At 64.6% G+C, this 23410-nt stretch carries 25 protein-coding genes; 14 read left to right on the top strand and 11 right to left on the bottom strand.

Translation table 11 applies throughout. The annotated features are described in order from the left end of the window. Positions 1 to 14: 14 nt before the first annotated feature. From ctaD to K5H97_RS00615, 3 genes are read left to right on the top strand one after another with little or no spacing between them, the layout of a single operon-like run. A complete protein-coding gene (gene ctaD / locus K5H97_RS00605) occupies positions 15 to 1604 on the top strand; it encodes a cytochrome c oxidase subunit I (protein WP_023628965.1) in 1590 nt (529 codons plus the stop codon). 10 nt (positions 1605 to 1614) lie between these two features. Further along, the gene (locus K5H97_RS00610; protein WP_028688694.1) at positions 1615 to 2172 is read left to right on the top strand and encodes a cytochrome c oxidase assembly protein; all 558 of its coding nucleotides are present in this window, start codon (positions 1615 to 1617) and stop codon (positions 2170 to 2172) included. Between the two features lie 16 nt (positions 2173 to 2188). After that, positions 2189 to 3076 carry a cytochrome c oxidase subunit 3 gene (locus K5H97_RS00615; protein WP_028688693.1) on the top strand — a complete coding sequence of 296 codons (888 nt, stop codon included), beginning with the start codon at positions 2189 to 2191 and terminating at the stop codon, positions 3074 to 3076. A 33-nt stretch (positions 3077 to 3109) separates the two neighbouring features. Here the strand turns inward: K5H97_RS00615 and K5H97_RS00620 are convergent, their stop codons facing one another. After that, on the bottom strand, positions 3110 to 3313 hold the full coding sequence (locus K5H97_RS00620) for a twin transmembrane helix small protein (protein ID WP_028688692.1): 204 nt from the start codon (positions 3311 to 3313) through the stop codon (positions 3110 to 3112). A 63-nt stretch (positions 3314 to 3376) separates the two neighbouring features. Here K5H97_RS00620 and K5H97_RS00625 point away from each other — a divergent pair, with 63 nt between their 5' ends. The 5 genes from K5H97_RS00625 to K5H97_RS00645 are packed head-to-tail and all read left to right on the top strand — an operon-like array spanning position 3377 to position 7260. After that, positions 3377 to 4120, top strand: coding sequence for an SURF1 family protein (locus K5H97_RS00625; protein ID WP_028688691.1), 744 nt, complete (start codon positions 3377 to 3379; stop codon positions 4118 to 4120). Continuing rightward, positions 4086 to 4664, top strand: coding sequence for a hypothetical protein (locus tag K5H97_RS00630; protein WP_028688690.1), 579 nt, complete (start codon positions 4086 to 4088; stop codon positions 4662 to 4664). Before K5H97_RS00625 ends, K5H97_RS00630 begins: the two co-directional genes overlap by 35 nt. 9 nt (positions 4665 to 4673) lie before the next feature. Then, entirely contained in the window at positions 4674 to 5747 is a 1074-nt protein-coding gene (locus K5H97_RS00635; RefSeq protein ID WP_028688689.1) for a COX15/CtaA family protein, read from the top strand. Then, a complete protein-coding gene (gene cyoE / locus K5H97_RS00640) occupies positions 5732 to 6631 on the top strand; it encodes a heme o synthase (RefSeq protein WP_028688688.1) in 900 nt (299 codons plus the stop codon). Before K5H97_RS00635 ends, cyoE begins: the two co-directional genes overlap by 16 nt. Continuing rightward, entirely contained in the window at positions 6628 to 7260 is a 633-nt protein-coding gene (locus tag K5H97_RS00645; RefSeq protein ID WP_028688687.1) for an SCO family protein, read from the top strand. Before cyoE ends, K5H97_RS00645 begins: the two co-directional genes overlap by 4 nt. Before the next feature lie 137 nt (positions 7261 to 7397). On the opposite strand, the gene K5H97_RS00650 is transcribed toward K5H97_RS00645, so the two are convergent. From K5H97_RS00650 to K5H97_RS00660, 3 genes are all read right to left on the bottom strand, one after another. Beyond that, the gene (locus K5H97_RS00650; RefSeq protein WP_028688686.1) at positions 7398 to 8168 is read right to left on the bottom strand and encodes a MetQ/NlpA family ABC transporter substrate-binding protein; all 771 of its coding nucleotides are present in this window, start codon (positions 8166 to 8168) and stop codon (positions 7398 to 7400) included. A gap of 64 nt (positions 8169 to 8232) precedes the next feature. Beyond that, on the bottom strand, positions 8233 to 8904 hold the full coding sequence (locus K5H97_RS00655) for a methionine ABC transporter permease (protein WP_028688685.1): 672 nt from the start codon (positions 8902 to 8904) through the stop codon (positions 8233 to 8235). Further along, positions 8904 to 9911, bottom strand: a complete 1008-nt coding sequence (locus K5H97_RS00660) for a methionine ABC transporter ATP-binding protein (protein ID WP_028688684.1) — start codon at positions 9909 to 9911, stop codon at positions 8904 to 8906. The genes K5H97_RS00655 and K5H97_RS00660 overlap by 1 nt, the downstream gene beginning before the upstream one ends. 223 nt (positions 9912 to 10134) lie before the next feature. Here K5H97_RS00660 and katE point away from each other — a divergent pair, with 223 nt between their 5' ends. Next, positions 10135 to 12279: a catalase HPII gene (gene katE, locus K5H97_RS00665; protein ID WP_028688683.1), complete on the top strand. Its 2145-nt coding sequence runs from the start codon at positions 10135 to 10137 to the stop codon at positions 12277 to 12279. A 93-nt stretch (positions 12280 to 12372) separates the two neighbouring features. Here katE and K5H97_RS00670 read toward each other — a convergent pair whose 3' ends face one another. From K5H97_RS00670 to zur, 4 genes are all read right to left on the bottom strand, one after another. After that, a complete protein-coding gene (locus K5H97_RS00670) occupies positions 12373 to 13080 on the bottom strand; it encodes a PA5502 family lipoprotein (RefSeq protein ID WP_028688682.1) in 708 nt (235 codons plus the stop codon). A gap of 129 nt (positions 13081 to 13209) precedes the next feature. Then, the gene (znuB, locus tag K5H97_RS00675; RefSeq protein WP_028688681.1) at positions 13210 to 13992 is read right to left on the bottom strand and encodes a zinc ABC transporter permease subunit ZnuB; all 783 of its coding nucleotides are present in this window, start codon (positions 13990 to 13992) and stop codon (positions 13210 to 13212) included. Continuing rightward, positions 13985 to 14758, bottom strand: a complete 774-nt coding sequence (znuC, locus tag K5H97_RS00680; RefSeq protein WP_028688680.1) for a zinc ABC transporter ATP-binding protein ZnuC — start codon at positions 14756 to 14758, stop codon at positions 13985 to 13987. The genes znuB and znuC overlap by 8 nt, the downstream gene beginning before the upstream one ends. Then, the gene (gene zur / locus K5H97_RS00685) at positions 14755 to 15240 is read right to left on the bottom strand and encodes a zinc uptake transcriptional repressor Zur (RefSeq protein ID WP_028688679.1); all 486 of its coding nucleotides are present in this window, start codon (positions 15238 to 15240) and stop codon (positions 14755 to 14757) included. Before zur ends, znuC begins: the two co-directional genes overlap by 4 nt. Before the next feature lie 18 nt (positions 15241 to 15258). Between zur and K5H97_RS00690 the strand changes: the two genes are divergently transcribed. Beyond that, positions 15259 to 16215: a zinc ABC transporter substrate-binding protein gene (locus K5H97_RS00690; protein ID WP_051555603.1), complete on the top strand. Its 957-nt coding sequence runs from the start codon at positions 15259 to 15261 to the stop codon at positions 16213 to 16215. 78 nt (positions 16216 to 16293) lie between these two features. On the opposite strand, the gene K5H97_RS00695 is transcribed toward K5H97_RS00690, so the two are convergent. Further along, the gene (locus K5H97_RS00695; protein ID WP_028688677.1) at positions 16294 to 17244 is read right to left on the bottom strand and encodes a homoserine kinase; all 951 of its coding nucleotides are present in this window, start codon (positions 17242 to 17244) and stop codon (positions 16294 to 16296) included. Positions 17245 to 17315: 71 nt separating this feature from the next. Further along, positions 17316 to 17603, bottom strand: a complete 288-nt coding sequence (locus K5H97_RS00700; protein WP_028688676.1) for a DUF2782 domain-containing protein — start codon at positions 17601 to 17603, stop codon at positions 17316 to 17318. 74 nt (positions 17604 to 17677) lie between these two features. Between K5H97_RS00700 and polA the strand changes: the two genes are divergently transcribed. After that, positions 17678 to 20428 (top strand): DNA polymerase I, encoded by a 2751-nt coding sequence (polA, locus tag K5H97_RS00705; RefSeq protein WP_028688675.1) that lies wholly within the window; start codon positions 17678 to 17680, stop codon positions 20426 to 20428. Between the two features lie 382 nt (positions 20429 to 20810). On the opposite strand, the gene yihA is transcribed toward polA, so the two are convergent. Beyond that, positions 20811 to 21443: a ribosome biogenesis GTP-binding protein YihA/YsxC gene (gene yihA / locus K5H97_RS00710; protein WP_028688674.1), complete on the bottom strand. Its 633-nt coding sequence runs from the start codon at positions 21441 to 21443 to the stop codon at positions 20811 to 20813. Positions 21444 to 21651: 208 nt separating this feature from the next. Between yihA and K5H97_RS00715 the strand changes: the two genes are divergently transcribed. The 3 genes from K5H97_RS00715 to dsbA all read left to right on the top strand — a co-directional run bounded on the left by K5H97_RS00715 (position 21652) and on the right by dsbA (position 23404). Then, positions 21652 to 21954, top strand: coding sequence for a c-type cytochrome (locus K5H97_RS00715; protein ID WP_028688673.1), 303 nt, complete (start codon positions 21652 to 21654; stop codon positions 21952 to 21954). Between the two features lie 31 nt (positions 21955 to 21985). Beyond that, the gene (locus K5H97_RS00720; RefSeq protein WP_028688672.1) at positions 21986 to 22603 is read left to right on the top strand and encodes a c-type cytochrome; all 618 of its coding nucleotides are present in this window, start codon (positions 21986 to 21988) and stop codon (positions 22601 to 22603) included. Positions 22604 to 22768: 165 nt separating this feature from the next. Then, the gene (gene dsbA / locus K5H97_RS00725) at positions 22769 to 23404 is read left to right on the top strand and encodes a thiol:disulfide interchange protein DsbA (protein WP_028688671.1); all 636 of its coding nucleotides are present in this window, start codon (positions 22769 to 22771) and stop codon (positions 23402 to 23404) included. The last annotated feature ends 6 nt before the right edge of the window (positions 23405 to 23410 follow it).

Genomic DNA, 23410 nt, shown 5'->3' on the forward strand with positions numbered 1-23410 from the left:
GCAGGAGACAGGACATGAGTGCAGTGATCGACGACCACGCCCACGGTCATGAACACGCCCACGGCCCGGCCAAAGGCCTGATGCGCTGGGTGCTGACCACCAACCACAAGGACATCGGCACGATGTACCTGTGGTTCGCCTTCACCATGTTCCTGCTCGGCGGCTCGTTCGCCATGGTGATCCGCGCCGAGCTGTTCCAGCCCGGCCTGCAGATCGTTGAGCCGGCGTTCTTCAACCAGATGACCACCATGCACGGGCTGATCATGGTGTTCGGCGCGGTGATGCCGGCGTTCGTCGGCCTGGCCAACTGGATGATCCCGCTGATGATCGGTGCCCCGGACATGGCCCTGCCGCGGATGAACAACTTCAGCTTCTGGCTGCTGCCGGCGGCGTTCCTGCTGCTGGTCTCGACCCTGTTCAGCCCCGGTGGCGGTCCGAACTTCGGCTGGACCTTCTACGCCCCGCTGTCGACCACCTACGCCCCGGCGAGCGTGACCTTCTTCATCTTCGCCATCCACCTGATGGGCATCAGCTCGATCATGGGCGCGATCAACGTGATCGCCACCATCCTCAACCTGCGCGCCCCGGGCATGACCCTGATGAAGATGCCGCTGTTCGTCTGGACCTGGCTGATCACCGCGTTCCTGCTGATCGCGGTGATGCCGGTGCTGGCCGGCGTGGTGACCATGATGCTGATGGACATTCACTTCGGCACCAGCTTCTTCAGCGCCGCTGGCGGTGGCGACCCGGTCTTGTTCCAGCACGTGTTCTGGTTCTTCGGCCACCCCGAGGTGTACATCATGATCCTGCCGGCCTTCGGCGCGGTCAGCTCGATCATCCCGGCGTTCTCGCGCAAGCCGCTGTTCGGCTACACCTCGATGGTCTACGCCACCGGGGCCATCGCCTTCTTGTCGTTCATCGTCTGGGCCCACCACATGTTCGTGGTCGGCATCCCGGTGGTAGGCGAGCTGTTCTTCATGTATGCGACCATGCTCATCGCCGTGCCCACCGGGGTGAAGGTGTTCAACTGGGTCAGCACCATGTGGGAAGGCTCGCTGACCTTCGAGACACCGATGCTGTTCGCCATCGCCTTCGTCATCCTGTTCACCATCGGTGGCTTCTCCGGCCTGATGCTGGCCATTGCGCCTGCGGACTTCCAGTACCACGACACCTACTTCGTGGTCGCCCACTTCCACTACGTACTGGTGCCCGGGGCGATCTTCGGCATCTTTGCCTCGGCCTACTACTGGCTGCCGAAGTGGACCGGCCACATGTATGACGAAACCCTCGGCAAATTGCACTTCTGGCTGTCGTTCGTTGGCATGAACCTGGCCTTCTTCCCCATGCACTTCGTCGGCCTGGCTGGCATGCCACGCCGGATCCCGGACTACAACCTGCAGTTCGCCGACTTCAACATGGTCTCGTCGATCGGCGCGTTCATGTTCGGCGCCACGCAGATCTTCTTCCTGTTCATCGTCATCAAGTGCATCCGCGGTGGCGCGCCGGCACCGGCCAAGCCTTGGGACGGCGCCGAGGGCCTGGAGTGGTCGATTCCTTCGCCGGCGCCCTACCACACCTTCCAGACCCCGCCGGAAGTGAAGTAGGAGCCTGCCCATGGACGGCCTGTCGCTCAAACGCCTGGTCAGCCGCTTGCTGATGCTGACCGTGGTGATGTTCGCCTTCGGCTTCGCCCTGGTGCCGATCTACGATGTGATGTGCAAGGCTTTCGGCATCAATGGCAAGACCGGCGGGCAGTACGCGGGCACCCAGGTGAGCGACCCGTCGCGTTCGGTGCGGGTGCAGTTCATGTCCACCAACGCAGGCGACATGAGCTGGGAATTTCATTCCACCGCCGACCAGATCGAGGTCAACCCGGGGGCGGTGAACCAGATGATCTTCATCGCCCGCAATCCGACCAACCAGCCGATGAGCGCCCAGGCCATCCCCAGCATCACCCCGGCCGAGGCTGCGGCGTACTTCCACAAGACCGAGTGCTTCTGCTTCACCCAGCAGGTGCTGCAGCCGGGCGAGCGCATCGAAATGCCGGTGCGCTTCATCGTCGACCGCGACCTGCCGGAGTCGGTGAAGCACCTGACCCTGGCCTACACCCTGTTCGACATCACCGCTCGCCACCCGCCGGTCGCCCATGTCGCGACCGAGGCCGCCCGTTGAGGGAAGGAGATCAAGCATGGCAAGCCACGAGCACTACTACGTCCCGGCGCAGAGCAAGTGGCCGATCATCGCCACGATCGGCATGTTCATCACCGTGTTCGGCCTGGGCACCTGGTTCAACGATCTCAAGGCCGGCCACCCGGAGTCCCACGGGCCGCTGATCTTCTTCATCGGGGGGCTGTTCCTGGCGTACATGCTGTTCGGCTGGTTCGGCGCGGTGGTCAAGGAGAGCCATGCCGGCCTATACAGCGCGCAGATGGACCGTTCCTTCCGCTGGGGCATGAGCTGGTTCATTTTCTCCGAGGTGATGTTCTTCCTGGCCTTCTTCGGCGCGCTGTTCTACGTACGGGTGCTGGCCGGGCCGTGGCTGGGGGGCGATGGAGCCAAGGGCGTGGCGCACATGCTCTGGCCCAACTTCGAGTTCGTCTGGCCGCTGCTGCACACACCGGACCCGAAACTGTTCCCGCCACCGAAGGAAGTCATCGACCCGTGGCACCTGCCACTGATCAACACCATTCTGCTGGTTAGCTCCAGCGTGACCGTGACCATCGCCCACCATGCCCTGCGCAAAGGCCATCGTGGCCCGCTGAAACTGTGGTTGGGGCTGACCATCCTGCTGGGGCTGGGGTTCCTTGCGCTGCAGGCCTACGAGTACCACGAGGCCTATAACAAGCTGGGGCTGACCCTGGGATCGGGGATCTATGGCGCGACGTTCTTCATGCTCACCGGCTTTCACGGCGCGCACGTGACGCTGGGGACATTGATCCTGTTCGTGATGTTCTGCCGGGTGATGCGCGGGCACTTCGAGCCGGACAAGCACTTCGGTTTCGAGGCGGCGAGCTGGTACTGGCACTTCGTGGATGTGGTGTGGGTGGGGTTGTTCATATTCGTGTATGTGCTTTGAAGGGCGGCGCGCTCCTACAGGGATCGAGGTAAGTCAGAACGGCGCGTGGGAGACCAACTGCCCGCTGATAAAGCCCCAGGCCACCAGCGCGATGGTCAGGGTGGCGAGGGCGACACGCACGGTAAGGGCCTTGAGCAGGCGGGTCGACTGGTCGTCGTCCTTGACCAGGAACACCAGGCCACTGAACAGGCTGGCGATGGTGGCCAGCAGCATCAGGACAATCGCGGCCTTGAGCATGGCGTAACTCCAGGGGGATGCGGTGATGAGTACAAGTATAGCGCTCGACCTGACGAGGCCCTGGTGAGGCCGTTTCGCCCCGGCCTGTTGCCGACCCTGGTGGTGCTCGCGCTGCTGCCGGGCCTGATCGTGCTCGGCTGCTGGCAACTGCGCCGCGCCGATGAGAAGCGCGACCTGCTCGCCGCGTACACCGAGCGCCAGATCGAGGCGCCGGTCGCTGTCGATCAACTGCGCCAGCTGCCGGATCCGGCGTTCTATCCCGTGCATTTGTATGGCCGCTTCGACGCCACCCACAGCCTGCTGCTGGACAACCAGATGCGCGACGGCAAGGCCGGCGTCGAGTTGCTGCAACCTTTCCACGACCAGGCCAGCGGGCTGTGGCTGCTGGTCAACCGCGGCTGGCTGCCCTGGCCCGACCGTCGGGTGCCGGTGCGTTTCGACACCCCGGACCAGGCCCTGGCGCTGGACACCACGGTATACGTGGCGCCGGGCAAGACCTTCCAACTGCACCCGGACAATCCGGATGGCCGCTGGCCGCAACTGCTGACGGCCATCGACCCTGCCGGGCTCTGGCAGCAGCTGGGCCGCGAAGGCTTCGCCCAGGAACTGCGCCTGCAGCCCGGTTCGGCCGCCTACCGCCTGGACTGGCCGGTGGTCGCCATGGGGCCGGAAAAGCACCAGGGCTATGCCGTGCAGTGGTTCGCCCTGGCCACCACGCTGGTGCTGCTCTACCTGTACTTCGGCTGGCATCACAACGACAAGGAGAACCGCCATGGCCGCCGCCACGAGTCCACTGGACGCGCCTGACCACCGCAAGCCCCGGGGGCGTCTGCAACTGTTGCTGATCCTGTTCGTCGTGCTCGGGCCGATGATCCTTGCCACCTTCATGTACAAGCTCAAGTTCTGGGTGCCGGAGGGGCGCAGCTATCACGGCGTGATGATCGGCAATGGCGAGGGCCGCGCGGACATCGGCATCGATGCCCAGGACGAGCGCTGGCAGCTGCTGGTCAGCGCCCCCGAGGCCTGCGCCGAGGAGTGCCGGCAACTGGTGTACCTGGCCCGGCAGATCCAGGTCGGCCTGGGCCGTGACGCCAGCCGCGCCAGCCATGCCCTGGCGGCGGCCCAACCGCTGGCCGCCGACTACCAGGCCCTGCTGGGCCGCGAATACCCGCAGTTGCGGCGCTACCCGCTGGATGTTCAGCGTTATGTCCAGAAGGTCGGCGAAGTGGGCCCGCAGCTGTGGATCGTCGACCCCCACGGCAACCTGGTGCTGCGCTACGACGCCAAGGTCAACGGCAAGCATGTGCTGGACGACCTGCGTCACCTGCTCAAGCTGTCCAACATCGGCTAGGAGGCCGCCATGGCCAGACCCGGATTCCGTCTCGCTGTGTTCGCCACCCTGCTGGCGCTGCTGGTGGTGCTGCTCGGCGCCTATACCCGGCTGACCCATGCCGGCCTGGGCTGCCCCGACTGGCCGGGGTGCTATGGCTTCATCAGCGTGCCCAAGACCGATGCCCAGCTGGCCCATGCCGAGCTGCACTTCCCCGAGCACCCGGTGGAAGAAGCCAAGGGCTGGGCCGAGATGGTCCATCGCTATTTCGCCGGCACCCTGGCGCTGGTGATCGCCCTGCTCGCCTTCCAGGCCGTGCGCCGGCATGCCCGCGACGGCCAGCCCTACCGCCTGCCGGTGTTGCTGCTGGGCGTGGTGCTGGCCCAGGCGGCGTTCGGCATGTGGACGGTTACCTTGAAGCTTTGGCCCCAGGTAGTCACCGCGCACCTGCTCGGCGGATTTACCACGGTGAGCCTGCTTTTCCTGCTTTCCCTGCGTCTATCCCGGGCCTTTGCGCCATTGCCGAAACTGCCGCTGAGCCTGCGCCGCATCGCCGCGCTGGCGCTGCTGGTGGTCATCGGCCAGATCGCCCTGGGGGGCTGGGTCAGCGCCAACTACGCCGCCGTTGCCTGCATCGACCTGCCCACCTGCCATGGCCAGTGGTGGCCTGCGGCCGACTTCAGCAACGGCTTCCACCTGACCCAGCACGTCGGCCCCAATTACCTCGGTGGGCAACTGGACAGTGACGCGCGCACCGCGATTCATATCAGCCATCGCCTGGGCGCGCTGCTGGTCATGCTGGTGTTGCTGACCCTGAGCTGGAAGCTGCACCGCCACGGCCTGGGTGGCCTGGCTCGCCTGGTGTTGCTGGCGCTGGCGCTGCAACTGGGCCTGGGCATCAGCAACGTGCTGTTCCACCTGCCCCTGGGCGTGGCTGTCGCGCACAACGCTGGTGGCGCCTTGCTGCTGATGTGCATGGTACTGGTCAACTACCGCATCCGCGTGGTCGACAAGGTCCGTGTGGGCCACGGCTGGCGCCTGACGCCGGTGACCGGCGTGCACCTTTCCCATCAAATGAGGAACGATTCGTGGCGACGCTTCTGAGCACGGAACGCCAGCGCGCCGGATGGCGCGACTACATGGAGCTGACCAAGCCGAAGGTGGTGGTGCTGATGCTGATCACCTCGCTGGTGGGGATGTTTCTTGCCACCCGCGCGGGGGTGGCCTGGAGCGTCCTGCTGTTCGGCAACCTGGGGATTGGCTTGTGCGCGGGTGCCGCGGCGGCGGTCAACCACGTCGTCGACCGCCGCGTCGATGCACTGATGGCCCGCACCCACAAGCGCCCGCTGGCCCAGGGCCGGGTCGCGCCCTTGCCGGCCTTGCTGTTCGCCTTGCTGTTGGCCGTGGCGGGGATGGCCCTGCTGCTGGCCTTCACCAACCCCCTCACCGCCTGGCTCACCCTGGCTTCGCTGCTCGGTTACGCGGTGCTCTATACCGGCTTTCTCAAGCGTGCCACGCCGCAGAACATCGTGATCGGTGGCCTGGCCGGAGCGGCTCCGCCGTTGCTGGGCTGGGTGGCGGTCAGCGGGCACCTGGGCGCCGAACCACTGCTGCTGGTGCTGATCATCTTCGCCTGGACGCCACCGCACTTCTGGGCCCTGGCGATCCATCGCAAGGAGGAGTACGCAAAAGCTGATATTCCCATGCTCCCCGTTACCCACGGCGAGCGCTACACGGCCCTGCACATCCTGCTCTACACCTTGATATTGCTGGCGGTGAGCCTGTTGCCCTATGCCATCCACATGAGCGGACCGTTGTACCTGGCCTGTGCCATGGTCCTGGGCTTGCGCTTCCTGCACTGGGCCTGGGTGTTGTACCGTGGCACCCGGCCGCACGCGGCGATCAAGACGTTCAAGTACTCTATCGGCTACCTGTTCGCCTTGTTCATCGCGTTGCTCGTAGACCACTACCTGTTGCTGAACCTATGACCCGAACCCAGAAAACCGTCTTCATCCTCGTTGCCCTGGTCGCGCTGATCATGGGCCTGACCGTCAACAAGGTGCTCAACGACCGTGGTCAGTTGAATCCCACCGAGCTGATCGACGCCGGCATCATCCTGCTGCCGCAGAGCCGCACCGTGCCGGACGTGACCATGACCGACCAGAACGGCCAGCCGCTGGTGTTGGACCAGCTCAAGGGCAAGTGGTCGTTGCTGTTCTTCGGCTATACCTACTGCCCGGACATCTGTCCGACCACCCTGGCCCAGCTGCGCCAGGTGAAGAGCGAGCTGCCCAAGGAGGCGCTGGAGCGTCTGCAGGTGGTGCTGGTGAGCGTCGACCCGAACCGCGACACGCCGAACCAGCTCAAACAGTACCTGGGCTACTTCGACAAGGATTTCGTCGGGGTGGCGGGGTCGATCGAGGACACCCAGAAGCTGGCCAATGCCTTGAGCATTCCGTTCATCCCGGCCGATACCAGCAAGCCGGGCTACACCGTTGATCACAGCGGCAACCTGGCGGTGGTCGGGCCGGACGGGCGCCAGCGCGGGTTCATCCGTGCGCCGTTCAACAACCAGAAGCTGGTGGCGCAGTTGCCGGGGCTGGTCAAGCGCGACTGACCGTAGAAATGAATCGCGGGGCCAGCCCGCTCCCACACCAGAACGCAATCTGGCGTGGGAGCGGGCTGGCCCCGCGATTGGTGTTCGTTCCTCGGGCCTGCCGCGATGGGCCGCAAAGCGGCCCCGGGGATGTCAGCTTAGAACGCCGGAATCACCGCGCCCTTGTACTTCTCGGTGATGAACTGCTTCACCTCAGGCGAATGCAGGGCCGCAGCCAGCTTCTTCATGGCATCGGCGTCCTTGTTGTCCGGACGCGCCACCAGGATGTTCACGTAAGGCGAATCGCTGCCTTCGATCACCAGGGCGTCCTTCTCCGGATTCAGCTTGGCTTCCAGCGCATAGTTGGTGTTGATCAGCGCCAGGTCGACCTGGGTCAGCACGCGCGGGATGGTGGCCGCTTCCAGCTCGCGGAATTTCAGCTTCTTGTCGTTGCCGGTGATGTCCTTCACGGTCGACAGGATGTTCTTGCTGTCCTTGAGCTTGATCACGCCAGCCTTGTCCAGCAGCAGCAGGGCACGGCCGCCGTTGGTGGCGTCGTTGGGGATGACCACGGTGGCGCCGGATGGCAGTTCGTCGAGCTTCTTGTACTTGCTCGAGTAGGCGCCCAGCGGCTCCAGGTGCACGCCGGCAACGCTGACCAGCTGGGTGCCCTTGGCCTTGTTGAACTCATCCAGGTAAGGCTGGTGCTGGAAGAAGTTGGCGTCCAGGCGCTTTTCCGCGACCTGCACGTTCGGCTGGATGTAGTCGGTGAACTCCTTGACCTTCAGCTCCACGCCCTCCTTCGCCAGCTGCGGCTTGACGAAGTTGAGGATCTCGGCGTGCGGCACCGGGGTGGCGGCGACGGTCAGGGTCTCGGCGTGGGCCGAGAAGGCCGCGACGGCGGCGACAACAGCAAGCAGCTTCTTCATTGATCACTCCTTGTGAGGGCCGCGACGGCCCCCGAACGGGTCGGCCGGGCCGACCCCATTGGGGTTACTTACGGGAAAAATGCACGACCAGCTTGTCGCCGATCATCTGTAGCACCTGGACCAGGATCACCAGCAGTACCACGGTGACGATCATCACGTCGGTCTGGAAGCGCTGGTAGCCGAAGCGGATCGACAGGTCGCCCAGGCCACCGGCACCGACCACGCCGGCCATGGCGGTGTAGGACACCAGGGTGATGGCCGTTACGGTGATAGCGGCGATGATGCCCGGCATGGCTTCAGGGAGCACTGCCTTGAAGATGATCTGGCGGGTGGTGGCGCCCATCGACTGGGTGGCCTCGATGATGCCGCGATCCACTTCACGCAGGGCCGTCTCGACCAGGCGTGCGAAGAACGGCGTCGTGCCGACCACCAGCGGCGGAATCGCGCCCGCGACACCCAGCGAGGTACCGGTGATCAGTACCGTGATCGGGATCATCACGATCAGCAGGATGATGAATGGCACCGAGCGCACGATGTTGACGATGGTCGCCAGCACTGCGTAGATCTTCTTGTGCTCGAACATCTGCCGAGGGCTGAACAGGAACAGCACGACGCCCAGCGGCAGGCCGAGCAGGATGATGAAGGCCAGTGAGATGAACAGCATGACCATGGTGTCGTTGGTCGCTTGCCAGATCTCGACCCAGTCGACGTTGGCGAAATAGCTGAGGATGTCCATCAGCGCAGTACCTCCATATGTACATCAGCTGCAGTGAAGCGGGCGAATGCCGCGTCCATGTCTCCGCCGATCAAGGCGAGGGTCAGCTGGCCATAGGGAATGTCCTTGATGCGGTCGATGCGTCCGGCCAGGATGCTGTAGTCGACACCGGTTTCGCGGGCCACGGTGCCCAGCAGAGGCGCGTAGGTGGCGCAACCCTGGAATGTCAGGCGCACGATACGGCCCGGCACATGGGCGAAGTCGTCGCGTTGCTCGTTCTCGTCGATCTGCTCGTCCTCCTGGACGAAGCGCCGGGTGGTGGCGTGCTGCGGGTGCAGGAACACTTCAGCCACCGGGCCTTGCTCGACGATCTGCCCGGCGTCCATCACCGCCACGCGGTCGCAGACCCGGCGGATCACGTCCATCTCGTGGGTGATCAGTACGATGGTCAGTTTCAGCTCGCGGTTGATCTCGGCCAGCAGTTGCAGCACCGAGGCGGTGGTCTGCGGGTCGAGGGCGCTGGTGGCCTCGTCGCACAGCAGGATCTTCGGGTTGGTGGACAGGGCGCGGGCGATGCCGACGCGTTGTTTCTGCCCGCCCGACAGCTGCGCCGGGTACTTCTTCGCATGCTCGGACAGGCCGACACGGGCCAGCAGCTCGGTGACGCGCTTGTCGATCTCGCCACGCGACAGCTCGCCGGCCAGCACCAGCGGCAGGGCGACGTTGTCGGCGACGGTCTTGGACGCCAGCAGGTTGAAGTGCTGGAAGATCATACCGACCTGCTGGCGGAAGCGGCGCAGCTGGTTGGCGTCGAAGGCGGTGACGTCTTCGCCGTCGACCACGATCTTGCCGCCGGACGGCTCCTCGAGGCGGTTGATCAGACGCAGCATGGTGCTCTTGCCGGCACCGGAGTGGCCGATCAGGCCGAACACCTGGCCATCTTCGATGGTCAGGCTGGTCGGGTTCAGGGCCGGGATATCCCTACCGGCGACGCGGTAGGTCTTGTGGACATTTTGAAACTCGATCACTGAGCGAACCTTGTGGGGCGCATGGAATTTGGGTCAGCGGTTAGCCGGGGTCGCGCATTTTAGCCTTTTCCCCTGCCTGTTCTTAGCATTAATTTCGCAATGCTCCAATCCAATCGGCATATCGCGACGGTCGGCAATCCGATTGAACGCATCCGACGGCGGCCCAGTCACTAATTGAACAAGCCCGAATGGGCAGCCTGATGACTGATGAGGAGAGCCGAAGATGCCCAGCAAGACGCCCCAGGCGCCACAGCCCAGCCCTGTCGCCGGCACCGACACCCCGGACAAGGCCAACACCAACGCCAAGCTGCAGAGCCTGGAGGCTTTTCGCAGCGACGCCAGCGGCCAGGCGCTGCGCACCAACCAGGGGGTGAAGGTCGCCGACAACCAGAACAGTCTCAAGGCCGGTGTCCGCGGGCCTTCGCTGCTCGAAGACTTCATCATGCGCGAGAAGATCACCCACTTCGATCATGAGCGCATACCCGAGCGTATCGTCCATGCCCGCGGGACCGGCGCCCATGGATACTTCCAAAGCTACGGCTGCCATGCCGAACTGACCAAGGCCGGTTTCCTGCAAGATCCCGAGAAAATAACCCCGGTGTTTGTACGCTTTTCCACCGTGCAGGGCCCACGTGGCTCGGGTGACACGGTGCGAGACGTGCGCGGCTTTGCGGTGAAGTTCTACACCGATGAGGGCAATTTCGATCTGGTCGGCAACAACATGCCGGTGTTCTTCATCCAGGACGCGATCAAGTTTCCCGACTTCGTCCACGCGGTCAAACCCGAACCGCACAACGAGATACCCACCGGTGGCTCTGCCCACGATACCTTCTGGGACTTCGTATCGCTGGTGCCGGAATCCGCGCACATGGTCATGTGGGCCATGTCCGACCGCGCCATCCCGCGCAGCCTGCGGATGATGGAAGGCTTTGGCGTGCATACCTTCCGGTTGATCAATGCCCAAGGCGTGGCCAGCTTCGTCAAGTTCCACTGGAAGCCGCGCCAGGGCGTGCACTCGGTGCTGTGGGACGAAGCCCAGAAGCTTGCAGGCAAGGACACCGACTACCACCGCCGCGACCTGTGGGAAGCGATCGAGACCGGTCATTACCCGGAATGGGAACTGGGCGTGCAGATCGTGCCGGAGGCCGACGAGCACAAGTTCGACTTCGACCTGCTCGACCCGACCAAGCTCATCCCCGAGGAGCTGGTGCCGGTGACGCCGCTGGGCAAGATGGTGCTCGACCGCAACCCGGACAACTTCTTCGCCGAAGTGGAGCAGATTGCCTTCTGCCCGGGGCATATCGTGCCGGGCATCGATTTCAGCAATGATCCCTTGCTGCAGGGCCGGTTGTTCTCGTACACCGACACCCAGATAAGCCGCCTGGGCGGACCGAACTTCCACGAGATCCCGATCAACCGCCCTGTCGCGCCCAATCACAGCAGCCAGCGCGATGCCATGCACCGCATGACCATCGACAAGGGGCGGGCCTCCTACGAGCCTAACTCGATCGATGGCGGTTGGCCGAAGGAAACGCCGGCTGCCGCGCAGGATGGCGGTTTCGAGAGTTACCAGGAACGTATCGATGCGAACAAGATCCGCCAGCGCAGCGAGTCGTTCGGCGACCATTTCTCCCAGGCGCGGCTGTTCTTCCAGAGCATGAGCCCCACCGAGCAGCAGCACATAATCAAGGCCTACAGCTTCGAGCTGGGCAAGGTCGAGCGCGAGGCGATCCGGGCGCGGGAGGTGAACGAGATTCTGGCCAACATCGATCTCAAGTTGGCGGCAGCGGTGGCGGCCAACCTCGGGCTGCCGGCGCCGAAGGCCGGCACGGTCAAGGTCAAGGGCAGCAAGCCGGCGCAGTCAAAGGCCTTGAGCCAGATGAACCACCTCGGGGACATCGGCATCAGTGGGCGCAAGATTGCCATCCTGGTGGCTGATGGCGTGGATGACGCGAGTGTCGACAAGGTGGTCAAGGCGCTGGAGGCGCAAAGTGCGCGCCCCATGCTGCTCGGGCCGACTTCGGCACCAGTGAAGACTGCCGATGGCAAGCAGCTGCCGGTGGATGCGTCGATGGAGGGCATGCCGTCGGTGATGTTCGACGGCGTGTGGGTGCCGGCGGGCAAGGTGTCGTTGGAGGCGCTGGAAAACAGTGGCGTGGCCAAGCATTTTTTGCTCGAGGCCTACAAGCATCTGAAGCCCATGGGCGTAGCCAGTGAGGGCAAGCTCCTGCTGAACAAACTGGGGCTCAAGGAAGATGTGGGGCTGTTGCTGGGCGATGACCCGAAGGTGCTCGAGGCGTTTTTCAAGGCAGTCGAGGGTCACCGGGTGTGGGCGCGGGAGGCGGCTGCCGAAGTTGTTCCGGCATAGTCGGGGGCTGCTATGAAGCCCATCGCCGGCAAGCCGGCTTCCACAGGGATCATGTGTGGGAGCCGGCTTGCCGGCGATGGGGCCCTGTCAGGTTTATTGCTGGTGGGGAATCAACACCACCTGCGCCGGCAATGAGCGCTGGATCTCATGCTTTTGCTCAAGCTCGAAACCCCCGTCGAGCTTGCGCACGCGCTTCTCCAGCAGGGTCTTGAGCCACGGCGCGTCCTGGGTGCGCGGGACCTGGAACACCACCTCGCACTGGTAATTCACTACATCGGCGGCAATGTCATCCAACTGGCGGCGCATCGCCCGACTGTCGGTGGTCTTCAGCGCCACCACGGTGCTGGGCGCGGTCGGGTCGATGACCCGGGCCCTGGGCTTGGACTCGGCCGCCTTCAGCGCTGCCTCGGCCTTTTCCAGCTCGGCCTTGCGCGCCTGGGCCATGGCATCGCCGCCGGTCAGGGCCGGTGCCTGGGGCATCAGCGCCCGGGCGCGGGCCAGCGCGGTGGCGGCGGCATTCACGTCGCCTTTTTGCAGGACGATGCGGCTGCGTTGCAGGTAGGCCTCGGCCAGCTGGCGCTGGTGCGGCTCGAGGCGCGCATCGCCCGGTGCCTGGGCCTGCAGCGCTGCCAGCTGGTCTTCGGCGGTGGCCAGTTCGTTGCTGGCAATGCTTTGTTCCAGCTGCTGCCAGGCATCCGGCTGGGCAGGCGCGACCGGCTGCTCGACCGGCTTGCTGGAGCAGGCGGTCAGGAACAGGGAAAACGCGGCAACAAGCAGATAACGTGAGGCGAACGGCTTCATTCCTGCGACTCTCTATTTGCGCAAAAAGCGAGCAAGTCTACACCCAGGTGCGCACGCTCGAAAACGGGTCTTGTGTGACCTGCAAGCGATGAAAAGGTTGCAGGACGCGTCAGCGTGCGCCCTGGAATCTCAGCGTTTCGGCAACGCCAGGCTCAGCAAGAATAGCACCGCCGCACAGACCACGATCGAAGGCCCAGCCGGGGTGTCCTTGAACCAGGACAGCGCCAGGCCGCCGCAGACCGCGGTAACCCCCAGCAGGCTGGCGCCCACGGCCATCTGTTCCGGTGAGCGGGCGTGACGCTGTGCCGCGGCGGCCGGGATGATCAGCAGCGAGGTGATCAGCAGCACGCCCACGATCTTCATCGCCACCGCGATCACCACGGCGATCAGCAGCATCAGCGCCAAGCGCAGGCCGGCCACCGGCAGGCCCTCGACCATCGCCAGTTCCTCGTGCACGGTGACCGCCAGCAGCGGCCGCCAGAACATCGCCAGCAGCACCAGCACCAGCGCGCTGCCGCCGAGTATCCAGGCCAAGTCGGTGGGGCTGATTGCCAGCAGGTCGCCGAACAGGTAGGCCATCAGGTCGATCCGCACATCGTGCATGAAGCTCAGCACCACCAGGCCCAGCGACAGGGTGCTGGGCGCGAGGATCCCGAGCAGGGTGTCCGAGGCCAGTGGCTGGCGCTGTTGCAGGGTCACCAGCAGGATCGCCAGCAACAGGCAGCCGACGGTCACCGCCAACGCCGGGCTGACGTCCAGGGCGAAGCCCAGCGCCACGCCGAGCAGCGCGGCGTGGGACAGGGTGTCGCCGAAGTAGGCCATGCGCCGCCAGACCACGAAGGAGCCCAGCGGGCCGGCGACGAGCGCTAGCGACAGGCCGGCAAGCAGGGCGTAGAGAAGAAAATCAGCCATGCTTGCAGTGCTCTCCGTGGACATGGGCGCCGGGGGCGATCACCGAGCCGTGCAGGTCGTGGCTGTGATCGTGATGGTGGTGGTAGATGGCCAGGCTCGGCGCGTTCTGGCCGAACAGTTCGACGAAGGCCGGGTCGTTGCTGACCTGCTCCGGGTGGCCCGAGCAGCACACATGGCGGTTGAGGCAGACCACCTGATCGGTGGCGCTCATCACCAGGTGCAGGTCGTGGGAGACCATCAGCACGCCGCAGCCATGGCGGTCGCGCAGGCGGGTGATCAGGTTGTACAGCTCGGTCTGGCCGACCACGTCGACGCCCTGCACCGGCTCATCCAGCACCAGCAGCTCGGGTTCGCGCAGCAGGGCACGGGCCAGCAGCACGCGCTGCATCTCGCCGCCGGAGATGGTCTGGATCGGGTTGTCGATCACCTGCTCGGCGCCGACTTCCTGCAGCGCCGCCAAGGCTGCCGCGCGGTCTACCCCGGGAACCAGGCGCAGGAAGCGCAGCACCGACAGCGGCAGCGTGGCGTCTACCTGGATCTTCTGGGGCATGTAGCCGATGCGCAGTTTCGGCTTGCGCCACACCGTGCCGCGGTGCGGCTTGAGCAGGCCGAGCACGGCGCGCACCAGGGTGGTCTTGCCGGCGCCGTTGGGGCCGATCAGAGTGACGATCTGCCCGGGCGCGACGGCCAGGTCGATGCTGTCGAGCACCGCCTCGCCGCCGAAGCTGACGCCGACCTGCTCAAGGCGGATCAGGGCGTCGCTCATGCCTTGCCCCGGCAGTTGCCGCACAACCCGACCACTTCGACCGTCTGCGTCTCCACGGCGAAGCCCACGGCCTTGGCGCTGCTGACGATGGCGTCGCTGATGCTGTTCTGCTCCAGCTCGATGGCCACATGGCAGGCGCGGCAGATCAGGAACTGGCCCTGGTGCGCATGCTCGGGGTGGCTGCAGCCGATGAAGGCGTTGAGCGAGGCGATGCGGTGCACCAGGCCGTTCTCCAGCAGGAAGTCCAGCGCCCGGTAGACGGTGGGCGGCGCGGCGCGACGGCCGTCCTGCTCGCTGAGCACGGCGAGGATGTCGTAGGCGCCCAGCGGCTTGTGGCTCTGCCACACCAGCTCCAGCACGCGGCGGCGCAGGGCGGTCAGGCGCAGGCCCTGACGGTTGCACAGCGCGTCGGCCTCGGCCAGCGCACTGTGGACGCAGTGGGAATGATCGTGGGGACGGTGGGCCAGCGGCGTGATGGACATGGGCAGCGACGGTTCAGGATGGAGACGTTATTATGTTACCTGTTTCTGACGACCCGAGTATCCACCGTGTCCCGATTCCTTGCCCTCTTTGTCGCTTTCATCGCTTTTTCGGCCCACGCCGACGTGCGCGTGCTGACCAGCATCAAGCCCCTTCAGCAGATCGCCGCCGCCGTCCAGGACGGTGTCGGCAGCCCCGACGTGTTGCTGCCGCCGGGGGCGTCTCCGCACAACTACGCGCTACGCCCCTCCGATGTACGCAAGGTCGCCGATGCCGACCTGCTGTACTGGATCGGCCCGGACATGGAAGGCTTCCTGCCCCGTGTGCTGAAGAGCCGCGCCAAGCCGACCGTGGCCGTGCAGTCGCTGTCGGGTATGCAGTTGCGTCACTTCGGCGAGGATAGCCACTCCCACGACGAGGAGGACCACGACGATCACGATCACGACCACCGTCCGGGCAGCCTCGATGCGCACCTGTGGCTGTCGTCGGTGAATGCCCGGGTGATCGCGGCGAAGATGGCCGGCGACCTGGCGGCAGCGGATCCGGCTAATGCGGCGCGCTACCAGGCCAACCTCAAGCTGTTCGTCGAGCGCATGGATGCCCTGGATGGGCGGATCAAACAGCGGGTAGCGGGGATCGCCGGCAAGCCGTACTTCGTGTTCCACGAGGCCTTCGACTACTTCGAGGCCGCTTATGGCCTGAAGCACGCCGGTGTGTTCAGCGTCGCCTCGGAAGTGCAGCCGGGCGCGCAGCACGTCGCCGCCATGCGCAAGCGCCTGCAGGCAGTGGGCAAGACTTGTGTGTTCAGCGAGCCGCCGCTGCGCCCGCGCCTGGCCGAGACGCTGACGGCCGGGTTGCCGGTGCGCCTGGCGGAGCTGGATGCGTTGGGGGGTAGCGATACAGTGGATGCCAGGGGCTATGAGCGCTTGCTGGAGAAGCTGGGCAGCGACCTGACCGGCTGTCTGGAACAGCTGTAGGAGCAGCCGCGAAGCAGGCGCCACGTTGTGTGGCACCCGCTTCGCGGCCAATCATCGATAACTTGAACGAGCTGCCCTTTAAAGCGCGAACGGCAGCTTCAGCGCCACCTGCTGACGCTGCGCCAGGCGCACTTCGAATTCGCTCGGATCATGGATCATCACGTCCATCCCGGCGAAGGCCTGCGCCGCGATCAGGCGCGACAGCCAGAAGCGCACGCAGGCCACCCGCAGCATCACCGGCCACAGCTCGGCCTCGGCGGCGGTGAACGGCCGCAGCGCCGCATAGGCGCCCAGCAGGGCCTGGGCGCGCGGCAGGTCGATACCGCCCTGCTCGTCCAGGCACCAGTCGTTCACGGTGATGGCAATGTCATACAGCATCGGCCCGGAGCAGGCGTTGTAGAAGTCGATCAGCCCGGTCAGGTGGGTGCCTTCGAACATCACGTTGTCGCGGAACAGGTCGGCGTGCAGGTTGGCCTTGGGCAGGGCGAGGATCTGCACCTTGTGCGCGGTGATTTCCGCCAGTGCCGGCTGCAGCAGCCCGGCCTGTTCCCGGTTCAGGCCCGGCAGCAATTCGGCGCCCGATTCCAGCATCCAGTCCAGGCCACGGTCGGTGCGGCGCTCGATGATGCGCTCGCGGGTGGCCAGGTGGATATGCGCCAACAGCTCGCCGACCTGGGCGCAGTGCTGGTTGTTCGGGGCCTTGATGTGCTTGCCCGACAGCCGTGGCTGCAGCAGCGCCGGCTTGCCGCACAGCTCGCGCAGGCCGTTGCCGTCGTGGTCGCGCAGGGCATAGGGCACCGGCATGTCGGCAGCGTGCAGCACGTCGAGCAGCTCGATGAAGAACGGCATGTCCTCAGCCGGCCCGCGCTCGATCAGTGTGAGGACGAACTCCCCTTTTTCCAGGCTGACGAAGAAGTTGCTGTTCTCGGTACCGGCGGCGATACCCTGGAAGTCGAGCAGGCGACCCAGCTCGTACGGCGCCAGAAAGGTTTCCAGCTCAGGCCGGGACACAGGGGTGAAGACTGACATGTTGAAGAATTGCCCATGCGGGCACTTCCGCCGGAAGTGCCTGGTTGATAAGAACGATACGCGTTACTAGCTTACCACTCGAAGATCTTCCAGGACGGAATCAGCATGTCCGGCTGGTCGGAACGAATGAAATTGCCTTCGGAGCCATCGGCGCGTACCAGGAAATAAGGCTTGCCGTTCTTCGGCGTGACCTTGATCGCATACAGGAAGCCGTTTTGACGGTACTCCTGGATGGTCTTGTCGCCTTCCGTGCGAATGGTTACATCGGGATCGGCCGATGGGGCTTCGTCCGCCGCCTGGGTGACGACTGGCATGGTGACCAGCAGACCGAGCAGTAACAGGCGAATGGGTGTGCGCATGATAACCTAGTCCTTTTGTCGTCATTGATCTGGCTATTCTAGCGCCGGACCCGTCGAAAAGGTTGATTCTCCTCATGAGCCAAGCGCCCCTCGTCCTGGTGGACGGTTCGTCCTACCTCTACCGCGCCTTTCACGCGCTGCCGCCGCTGACCACCTCCAAGGGCATGCCCACCGGCGCGGTCAAGGGCGTGCTGAACATGCTCAAGAGCCTGCGCAAGCAGTACCCGGACAGCCTGTTCGCGGTGGTTTTCGACGCCAAGGGCGGGACCTTCCGTGACGCCATGTTCGCCGAGTACAAGGCCAACCGCCCAAGCATGCCCGACGACCTGCGGGTGCAGGTCGAGCCGCTGCACGCCAGCGTCCGCGCCCTCGGCTACCCGCTGTTGTGCGTCGAAGGCGTGGAGGCCGACGACGTCATCGGCACCCTGGCGCGCAGCAGCGCCGCCGCCGGCCGTCCGGTGATCATCTCGACCGGCGACAAGGACATGGCCCAGCTGGTGGACGGCCACGTCACCCTGGTCAACACCATGACCGGCAGCGTGCTGGACATCGCCGGCGTGCACGAGAAGTTCGGCGTAGGTCCCGAGCACATCATCGATTTTCTCGCCCTGATGGGCGACAAGGTCGACAACATCCCCGGCGTGCCGGGCGTTGGCGAGAAGACCGCGGTCGGCCTGCTGACCGGTATCGGCGGCGGCCTGCGCGACCTGTACGACAACCTCGACAAGGTGCCGGCCCTGGCCATCCGTGGCGCCAAGACCCTGCCGGCCAAGCTGGAGGAGCACCGCGACGCGGCCTTCCTGTCCTACGAGCTGGCGACCATCAAGTGCGATGTCGAGCTGGATGTCGAAGTGGACGCCCTGGTCTGCGGCGAGCCGGACCGCGAGGCGCTGCTGGCGCTGTATACCGAGATGGAGTTCAAGAGCTGGGTGGCCGAGGTCCAGCGTAGCGCGCCCCAGGCCGGTGGCAGCGTTGCTGCCGACGTTGAGCCAGTGGCCGAGAAGGTCGAGCCGAAGTACGAGACCATCCTCGACCAGGCGCGTTTCGACGCCTGGCTGGAGAAACTGCGCCAGGCGCCGCTGTTCGCCTTCGACACCGAGACCACCGGCCTCGACGCGCAGCAGGCGCAACTGGTCGGCCTGTCATTCGCCGTCGAACCCCACGAGGCCGCCTACGTACCGTTGGCACACGATTACGAAGGCGCCCCCGCCCAGCTCGACCGTGACGCCGTGCTGCTGGCCCTGAAGCCCCTGCTGGAAGACCCGGCCAAGGGCAAGATCGGCCAGAACGCCAAGTACGACATCAACATCCTGGCCAACGGCAGCCCGGCCATCCTGATGCGCGGCGTGGCCTACGACACCATGCTCGAGTCCTATGTGCTCGACTCCACCGCCACCCGTCACGACATGGACAGCCTGGCGCAGAAGTACCTGGACCACACCACCATCGGTTTCGAGGACATCGCCGGCAAGGGCGCCAAGCAACTGACCTTCAACCAGATCCCCCTGGAAAAGGCCGGCCCCTACGCGGCCGAGGACGCCGACATCACCCTGCGTCTGCATCACGCGTTGCAGGCGCGCCTGGCCACGACGCCGAGCGTGCTGCCGGTGCTGATGGACATCGAGATGCCGCTGGTGCCGGTGCTGGCGAAGATCGAGCGCCAGGGCGCGCTGGTCGACGCCGCGCTGCTTGGCGTGCAGAGCGGCGAGCTGGGGGCGAAGCTGGTGGAGCTTGAGCGTGAGGCGTACGCCCTGGCCGGCGAGGCGTTCAACCTGGGCTCGCCCAAGCAACTGGGCGCGATTCTCTACGACAAGCTGGGCATGCCCGTGCTGAGCAAGACCGCCAAGGGCCAGCCGTCCACCGCCGAGGCGGTCCTGGATGACCTGGCCGAGCAGGGCTACCCGCTGCCCAAGGTACTGATGCAGTACCGCAGCCTGAGCAAGCTCAAGAGCACCTACACCGACAAGCTGCCGGGGCAGATCAACCCGCGCACCGGGCGCATCCACACCTCCTATCAGCAGGCCGTGGCCGCCACCGGCCGGCTGTCGTCCAGCGACCCGAACCTGCAGAACATCCCGGTACGCACCGCCGAAGGCCGGCGCATTCGCCAGGCCTTCGTCGCCAGCCCCGGCTACAAACTGCTGGCGGCGGACTATTCGCAGATCGAGCTGCGCATCATGGCTCATCTGGCCAAGGACGAAGGCCTGCTGCATGCCTTCCGCAACGACCTGGACGTGCACCGCGCCACCGCCGCCGAGGTGTTCGGCGTGGCCCTGGCGGACGTCACCAGCGACCAGCGCCGTAGCGCCAAGGCGATCAACTTCGGCCTGATCTATGGCATGAGCGCGTTCGGCCTGGCCAAGCAGATCGGGGTCGATCGCAAGCAGTCCCAGGACTACATCGACCGCTACTTCACCCGTTACCCCGGCGTGCTCGCCTATATGGAGCGCACCCGCGCCCAGGCCGCCGAGCAAGGCTTCGTCGAGACCCTGTTCGGCCGCCGCCTGTACCTGCCGGACATCAACGCCAAGAACCCGGCCCTGCGTAAAGGCGCCGAGCGCACCGCGATCAACGCCCCGATGCAGGGCACCGCGGCGGACATCATCAAGCGCGCGATGGTAGCGGTGGACAACTGGCTGACCGACAGCAAGCTGGATGCGCGAGTGATCCTGCAGGTGCACGACGAACTGGTGCTTGAGGTGCGCGAGGACCTGGTCGAGCAGGTGAAAGATGAAATTCGTGGCTATATGAGTGGTGCTGCGGATCTCGACGTGCCGCTGCTGGTGGAAGTGGGTGTCGGCTCGAATTGGGACGAAGCTCACTAAACCCCGCGTGAAAGCTGTGTAGGATCTGCGGCGTGGTGTCGCGGATCCGGTGCTGGCCTCGGGCCTTAGATCAGGAGTTTCATGAAACTATCGCAAATAGTTTCGAGGGGCTCGGAACTAAACCGGTGAACCGCCACTCAGAGGTACTGAATGGCTGGTGAAGCCTTTCGATGCTCCTATGTTGTGTTAAGTGTTGGCAGATATCTGGACCCCGCCCTAGCGGTCCGGACTTGGACCCCGAACTTCCCCCTCCCCATACGAAGTCCGGGGTTTTTTTTGCCCGGAATTCGGCCTGAAGCCTGGGAAATCCGTGGGAGCGGGCGTGCCCCGCGATCGACTGATCGCGGGGCACGCCCGCTCCCACGTAATTATCCCTTGGCCTTCAGACAGCTGGCTTGTCTTCCAGCTCCATCCAGTCCGCCAGCACCCGGTAGGCCTCTTCCAGCCCCTGGCGCTTGGGCGCCGAGAACAGCTGGATGGTCGCCGCATCGCCCCAGCCCTTGCGGATTTCCGCCTGCACCTTGAGCAAGGTGTTCTTGCCGGCGCCGTGAGTCAGCTTGTCGGCCTTGGTCAGCAGGATGTGCATGGGCATGCCGCTGGCCTTGGCCCAATCGAGCATCATCTTGTCGAAGTCGGTCATCGGGTGGCGGGTGTCCATCATCAGGATCACTCCGCGCAGGCACTCGCGGCTGCCCAGGTAGGCTTCCAGGTGTTTCTGCCAGTGCTGCTTGAGCGGAATCGGCACTTTTGCATAACCGTAGCCCGGCAGGTCGACCAAACGCCGTTCATCGTCCAGACTGAAGAAATTCAGCAGCTGGGTGCGCCCGGGGGTCTTCGAGGTGCGCGCCAGGCTGGCGTGGGTCAGGGTGTTGAGGGCGCTGGATTTACCGGCGTTGGAACGGCCGGCGAAAGCCACCTCGTAACCCTGGTCTTCGGGGCATTGTTCGACCTTGGCGGCGCTGAGGGCGAATTTGGCTTTCTGGCAGAGGCCGAGGATGGGGTTCTTGACTTGCATGGGATTTCCGATGTGGGTGTTGCCCAGCGCTGGAGGCGTAGGACCAGGCCTGGCAAGCGGTGTCGTTTCCGTTTGGCTGGCGGAAGTATATAATGCCCCAGTTTTTGTGTGCTCATTCGCCCAGCGAAGGCAATTGAGCATGGGGTGTCGAACAATAGCTCGCGCAACAGAACGCAGCGCGGCCCCCAACCCTGTCAGGTCGTTTCGCATGGCGAAATGGCTGCTTGCTGTCGGTATGTTCCTGCCGTTTTTCAGCGCACAGGCTACACAGGATCCCGAGGCGTTGTACAACCGCACGTGCGCGGCCTGTCACGCCGGACAACTGCCCCAGGCACCCCAAAGCGGTGACCGGGCGGCCTGGGAGCCAAGGCTGGCGCGAGGCATGGAGCAACTGGTGGCACATGTTACACAGGGTTTCAAGGCTATGCCGCCGCGTGGATTGTGCATGGACTGCAGTGCCGAGGACTACCGTTTGGTCATCCTTTGGATGAGCGGCAGTCCCGATACATAACATTTCACCCTTAGCCGTGTTGGATTAGCTGATGAACAAACTATTCGTGAGTCTGCTGTTGACCATGGGGGTCGCAGGTGCGGCAACTGCTGCGGGCCCCATCAAAGGCGATGCTGCTGCCGGTCAGGCCAAAACAGCTGTCTGTGGGGCCTGCCACAACCCTGACGGCAACAGCCTGGCACCGAACTTCCCGAAACTCGCCGGCCAAGGTGAGCCCTACCTGAACAAGCAGTTGCATGACATCAAGGACGGCAAGCGTACCGTGCTGGAGATGACCGGCATGCTGGCCAACTTCAACGACCAGGACCTGGCCGATATCGCCGCCTACTTCGCCAGCCAGAAAGGCAGCGTTGGTGCCGCCGATCCGAAACTGGTCGAGCGTGGCCGTGCCCTGTTCAATGGCGGCAACCTCGAGAAAGGCATGCCCGCCTGCACCGGCTGTCACTCGCCCAACGGCGCGGGCATCGCCCTGGCGAAATTCCCGCACCTGAGCGGCCAGCACGCGCAGTACGTCAGCAAGCAGCTGACCGACTTCCGCGAAGGCAACCGCACCAACGACGGCGACGCCATGACCATGCGCACCATCGCCGGCAAGCTGAGCAACAAGGACATCGAAGCACTGTCCAGCTACATTCAAGGCCTGCACTGACATACGCGTTAACACTCGGTTAATGCACCAGCGCTAAAGATGAAAAGGGCAGCCCAGGCTGCCCTTTTTTCTGTCCATAGCCGTTACACTACAGAACTCGAGCCCTATCCGGCCTGTCCTACACGGGTCGCGTCGAGGCGACCAAAGACTGCTCAGGAGTAAAGCATGCGTAAACTGATTCTCAGCGCCGCGCTGGTCGCCGCCAGCGTACTCGGTATGGCCGCCGTGCAGGCCGCGGAGCCTGCAACCGCCGGCAAGGAATATATCGAGCTGAGCAACCCGGTGCCTGTTTCGGTACCCGGCAAGATCGAAGTCGTCGAGCTGTTCTGGTACGGCTGCCCGCACTGCTACCACTTCGAACCGGTCATCAATCCCTGGATCGACAAGCTGCCCAAGGATGTCAATTTCAAGCGCGTACCGGCCATGTTCGGTGGCCCATGGGATGCCCACGGCCAGATGTTCCTGACCCTGGAAGCCATGGGTGTGGAGCACAACGTCCACAACGCGGTATTCGATGCCATCCAGAACAAGCGCATGCGTCTTACCAAGCCTGAAGAAATGGCTGACTTCCTGGCCACCCAGGGCGTGGACAAGGACAAGTTCCTCGCCACCTTCAATTCCTTCGCCATCAAGGGCCAGGTCAACCAGGCCAAGGAGCTGGCCAAGAAGTACGAGATCACTGGCGTACCGAGCATGGTCGTCAACGGTAAATACCGCTTCGACCTGGGCACCGCCCAAGGTCCGGAAGGCGTGCTGAACGTCGCCGACCAACTGATCGCCAAGGAGCGCGCCGCTAAGTAAGCGGCG

It is taken from the genome of Pseudomonas mosselii, assembly GCF_019823065.1.
GTDB classification, from domain to species: Bacteria; Pseudomonadota; Gammaproteobacteria; order Pseudomonadales; family Pseudomonadaceae; genus Aquipseudomonas; species Aquipseudomonas mosselii.

What these genes read in the sequence shown, in the direction of transcription:
- ctaD (WP_023628965.1), top strand. Translation starts at nt 15, where the DNA reads ATGAGTGCAGTGATCGACGACCACGCCCACGGTCATGAACACGCCCAC.
- K5H97_RS00610 (WP_028688694.1), top strand. Translation starts at nt 1,615, where the DNA reads ATGGACGGCCTGTCGCTCAAACGCCTGGTCAGCCGCTTGCTGATGCTG.
- K5H97_RS00615 (WP_028688693.1), top strand. Translation starts at nt 2,189, where the DNA reads ATGGCAAGCCACGAGCACTACTACGTCCCGGCGCAGAGCAAGTGGCCG.
- K5H97_RS00620 (WP_028688692.1), bottom strand. Translation starts at nt 3,313, where the DNA reads ATGCTCAAGGCCGCGATTGTCCTGATGCTGCTGGCCACCATCGCCAGC.
- K5H97_RS00630 (WP_028688690.1), top strand. Translation starts at nt 4,086, where the DNA reads ATGGCCGCCGCCACGAGTCCACTGGACGCGCCTGACCACCGCAAGCCC.
- K5H97_RS00635 (WP_028688689.1), top strand. Translation starts at nt 4,674, where the DNA reads ATGGCCAGACCCGGATTCCGTCTCGCTGTGTTCGCCACCCTGCTGGCG.
- K5H97_RS00645 (WP_028688687.1), top strand. Translation starts at nt 6,628, where the DNA reads ATGACCCGAACCCAGAAAACCGTCTTCATCCTCGTTGCCCTGGTCGCG.
- K5H97_RS00650 (WP_028688686.1), bottom strand. Translation starts at nt 8,168, where the DNA reads ATGAAGAAGCTGCTTGCTGTTGTCGCCGCCGTCGCGGCCTTCTCGGCC.
- K5H97_RS00655 (WP_028688685.1), bottom strand. Translation starts at nt 8,904, where the DNA reads ATGGACATCCTCAGCTATTTCGCCAACGTCGACTGGGTCGAGATCTGG.
- katE (WP_028688683.1), top strand. Translation starts at nt 10,135, where the DNA reads ATGCCCAGCAAGACGCCCCAGGCGCCACAGCCCAGCCCTGTCGCCGGC.
- K5H97_RS00670 (WP_028688682.1), bottom strand. Translation starts at nt 13,080, where the DNA reads ATGAAGCCGTTCGCCTCACGTTATCTGCTTGTTGCCGCGTTTTCCCTG.
- znuB (WP_028688681.1), bottom strand. Translation starts at nt 13,992, where the DNA reads ATGGCTGATTTTCTTCTCTACGCCCTGCTTGCCGGCCTGTCGCTAGCG.
- znuC (WP_028688680.1), bottom strand. Translation starts at nt 14,758, where the DNA reads ATGAGCGACGCCCTGATCCGCCTTGAGCAGGTCGGCGTCAGCTTCGGC.
- zur (WP_028688679.1), bottom strand. Translation starts at nt 15,240, where the DNA reads ATGTCCATCACGCCGCTGGCCCACCGTCCCCACGATCATTCCCACTGC.
- K5H97_RS00690 (WP_051555603.1), top strand. Translation starts at nt 15,259, where the DNA reads ATGGAGACGTTATTATGTTACCTGTTTCTGACGACCCGAGTATCCACC.
- K5H97_RS00695 (WP_028688677.1), bottom strand. Translation starts at nt 17,244, where the DNA reads ATGTCAGTCTTCACCCCTGTGTCCCGGCCTGAGCTGGAAACCTTTCTG.
- K5H97_RS00700 (WP_028688676.1), bottom strand. Translation starts at nt 17,603, where the DNA reads ATGCGCACACCCATTCGCCTGTTACTGCTCGGTCTGCTGGTCACCATG.
- polA (WP_028688675.1), top strand. Translation starts at nt 17,678, where the DNA reads ATGAGCCAAGCGCCCCTCGTCCTGGTGGACGGTTCGTCCTACCTCTAC.
- yihA (WP_028688674.1), bottom strand. Translation starts at nt 21,443, where the DNA reads ATGCAAGTCAAGAACCCCATCCTCGGCCTCTGCCAGAAAGCCAAATTC.
- K5H97_RS00715 (WP_028688673.1), top strand. Translation starts at nt 21,652, where the DNA reads ATGGCGAAATGGCTGCTTGCTGTCGGTATGTTCCTGCCGTTTTTCAGC.
- K5H97_RS00720 (WP_028688672.1), top strand. Translation starts at nt 21,986, where the DNA reads ATGAACAAACTATTCGTGAGTCTGCTGTTGACCATGGGGGTCGCAGGT.
- dsbA (WP_028688671.1), top strand. Translation starts at nt 22,769, where the DNA reads ATGCGTAAACTGATTCTCAGCGCCGCGCTGGTCGCCGCCAGCGTACTC.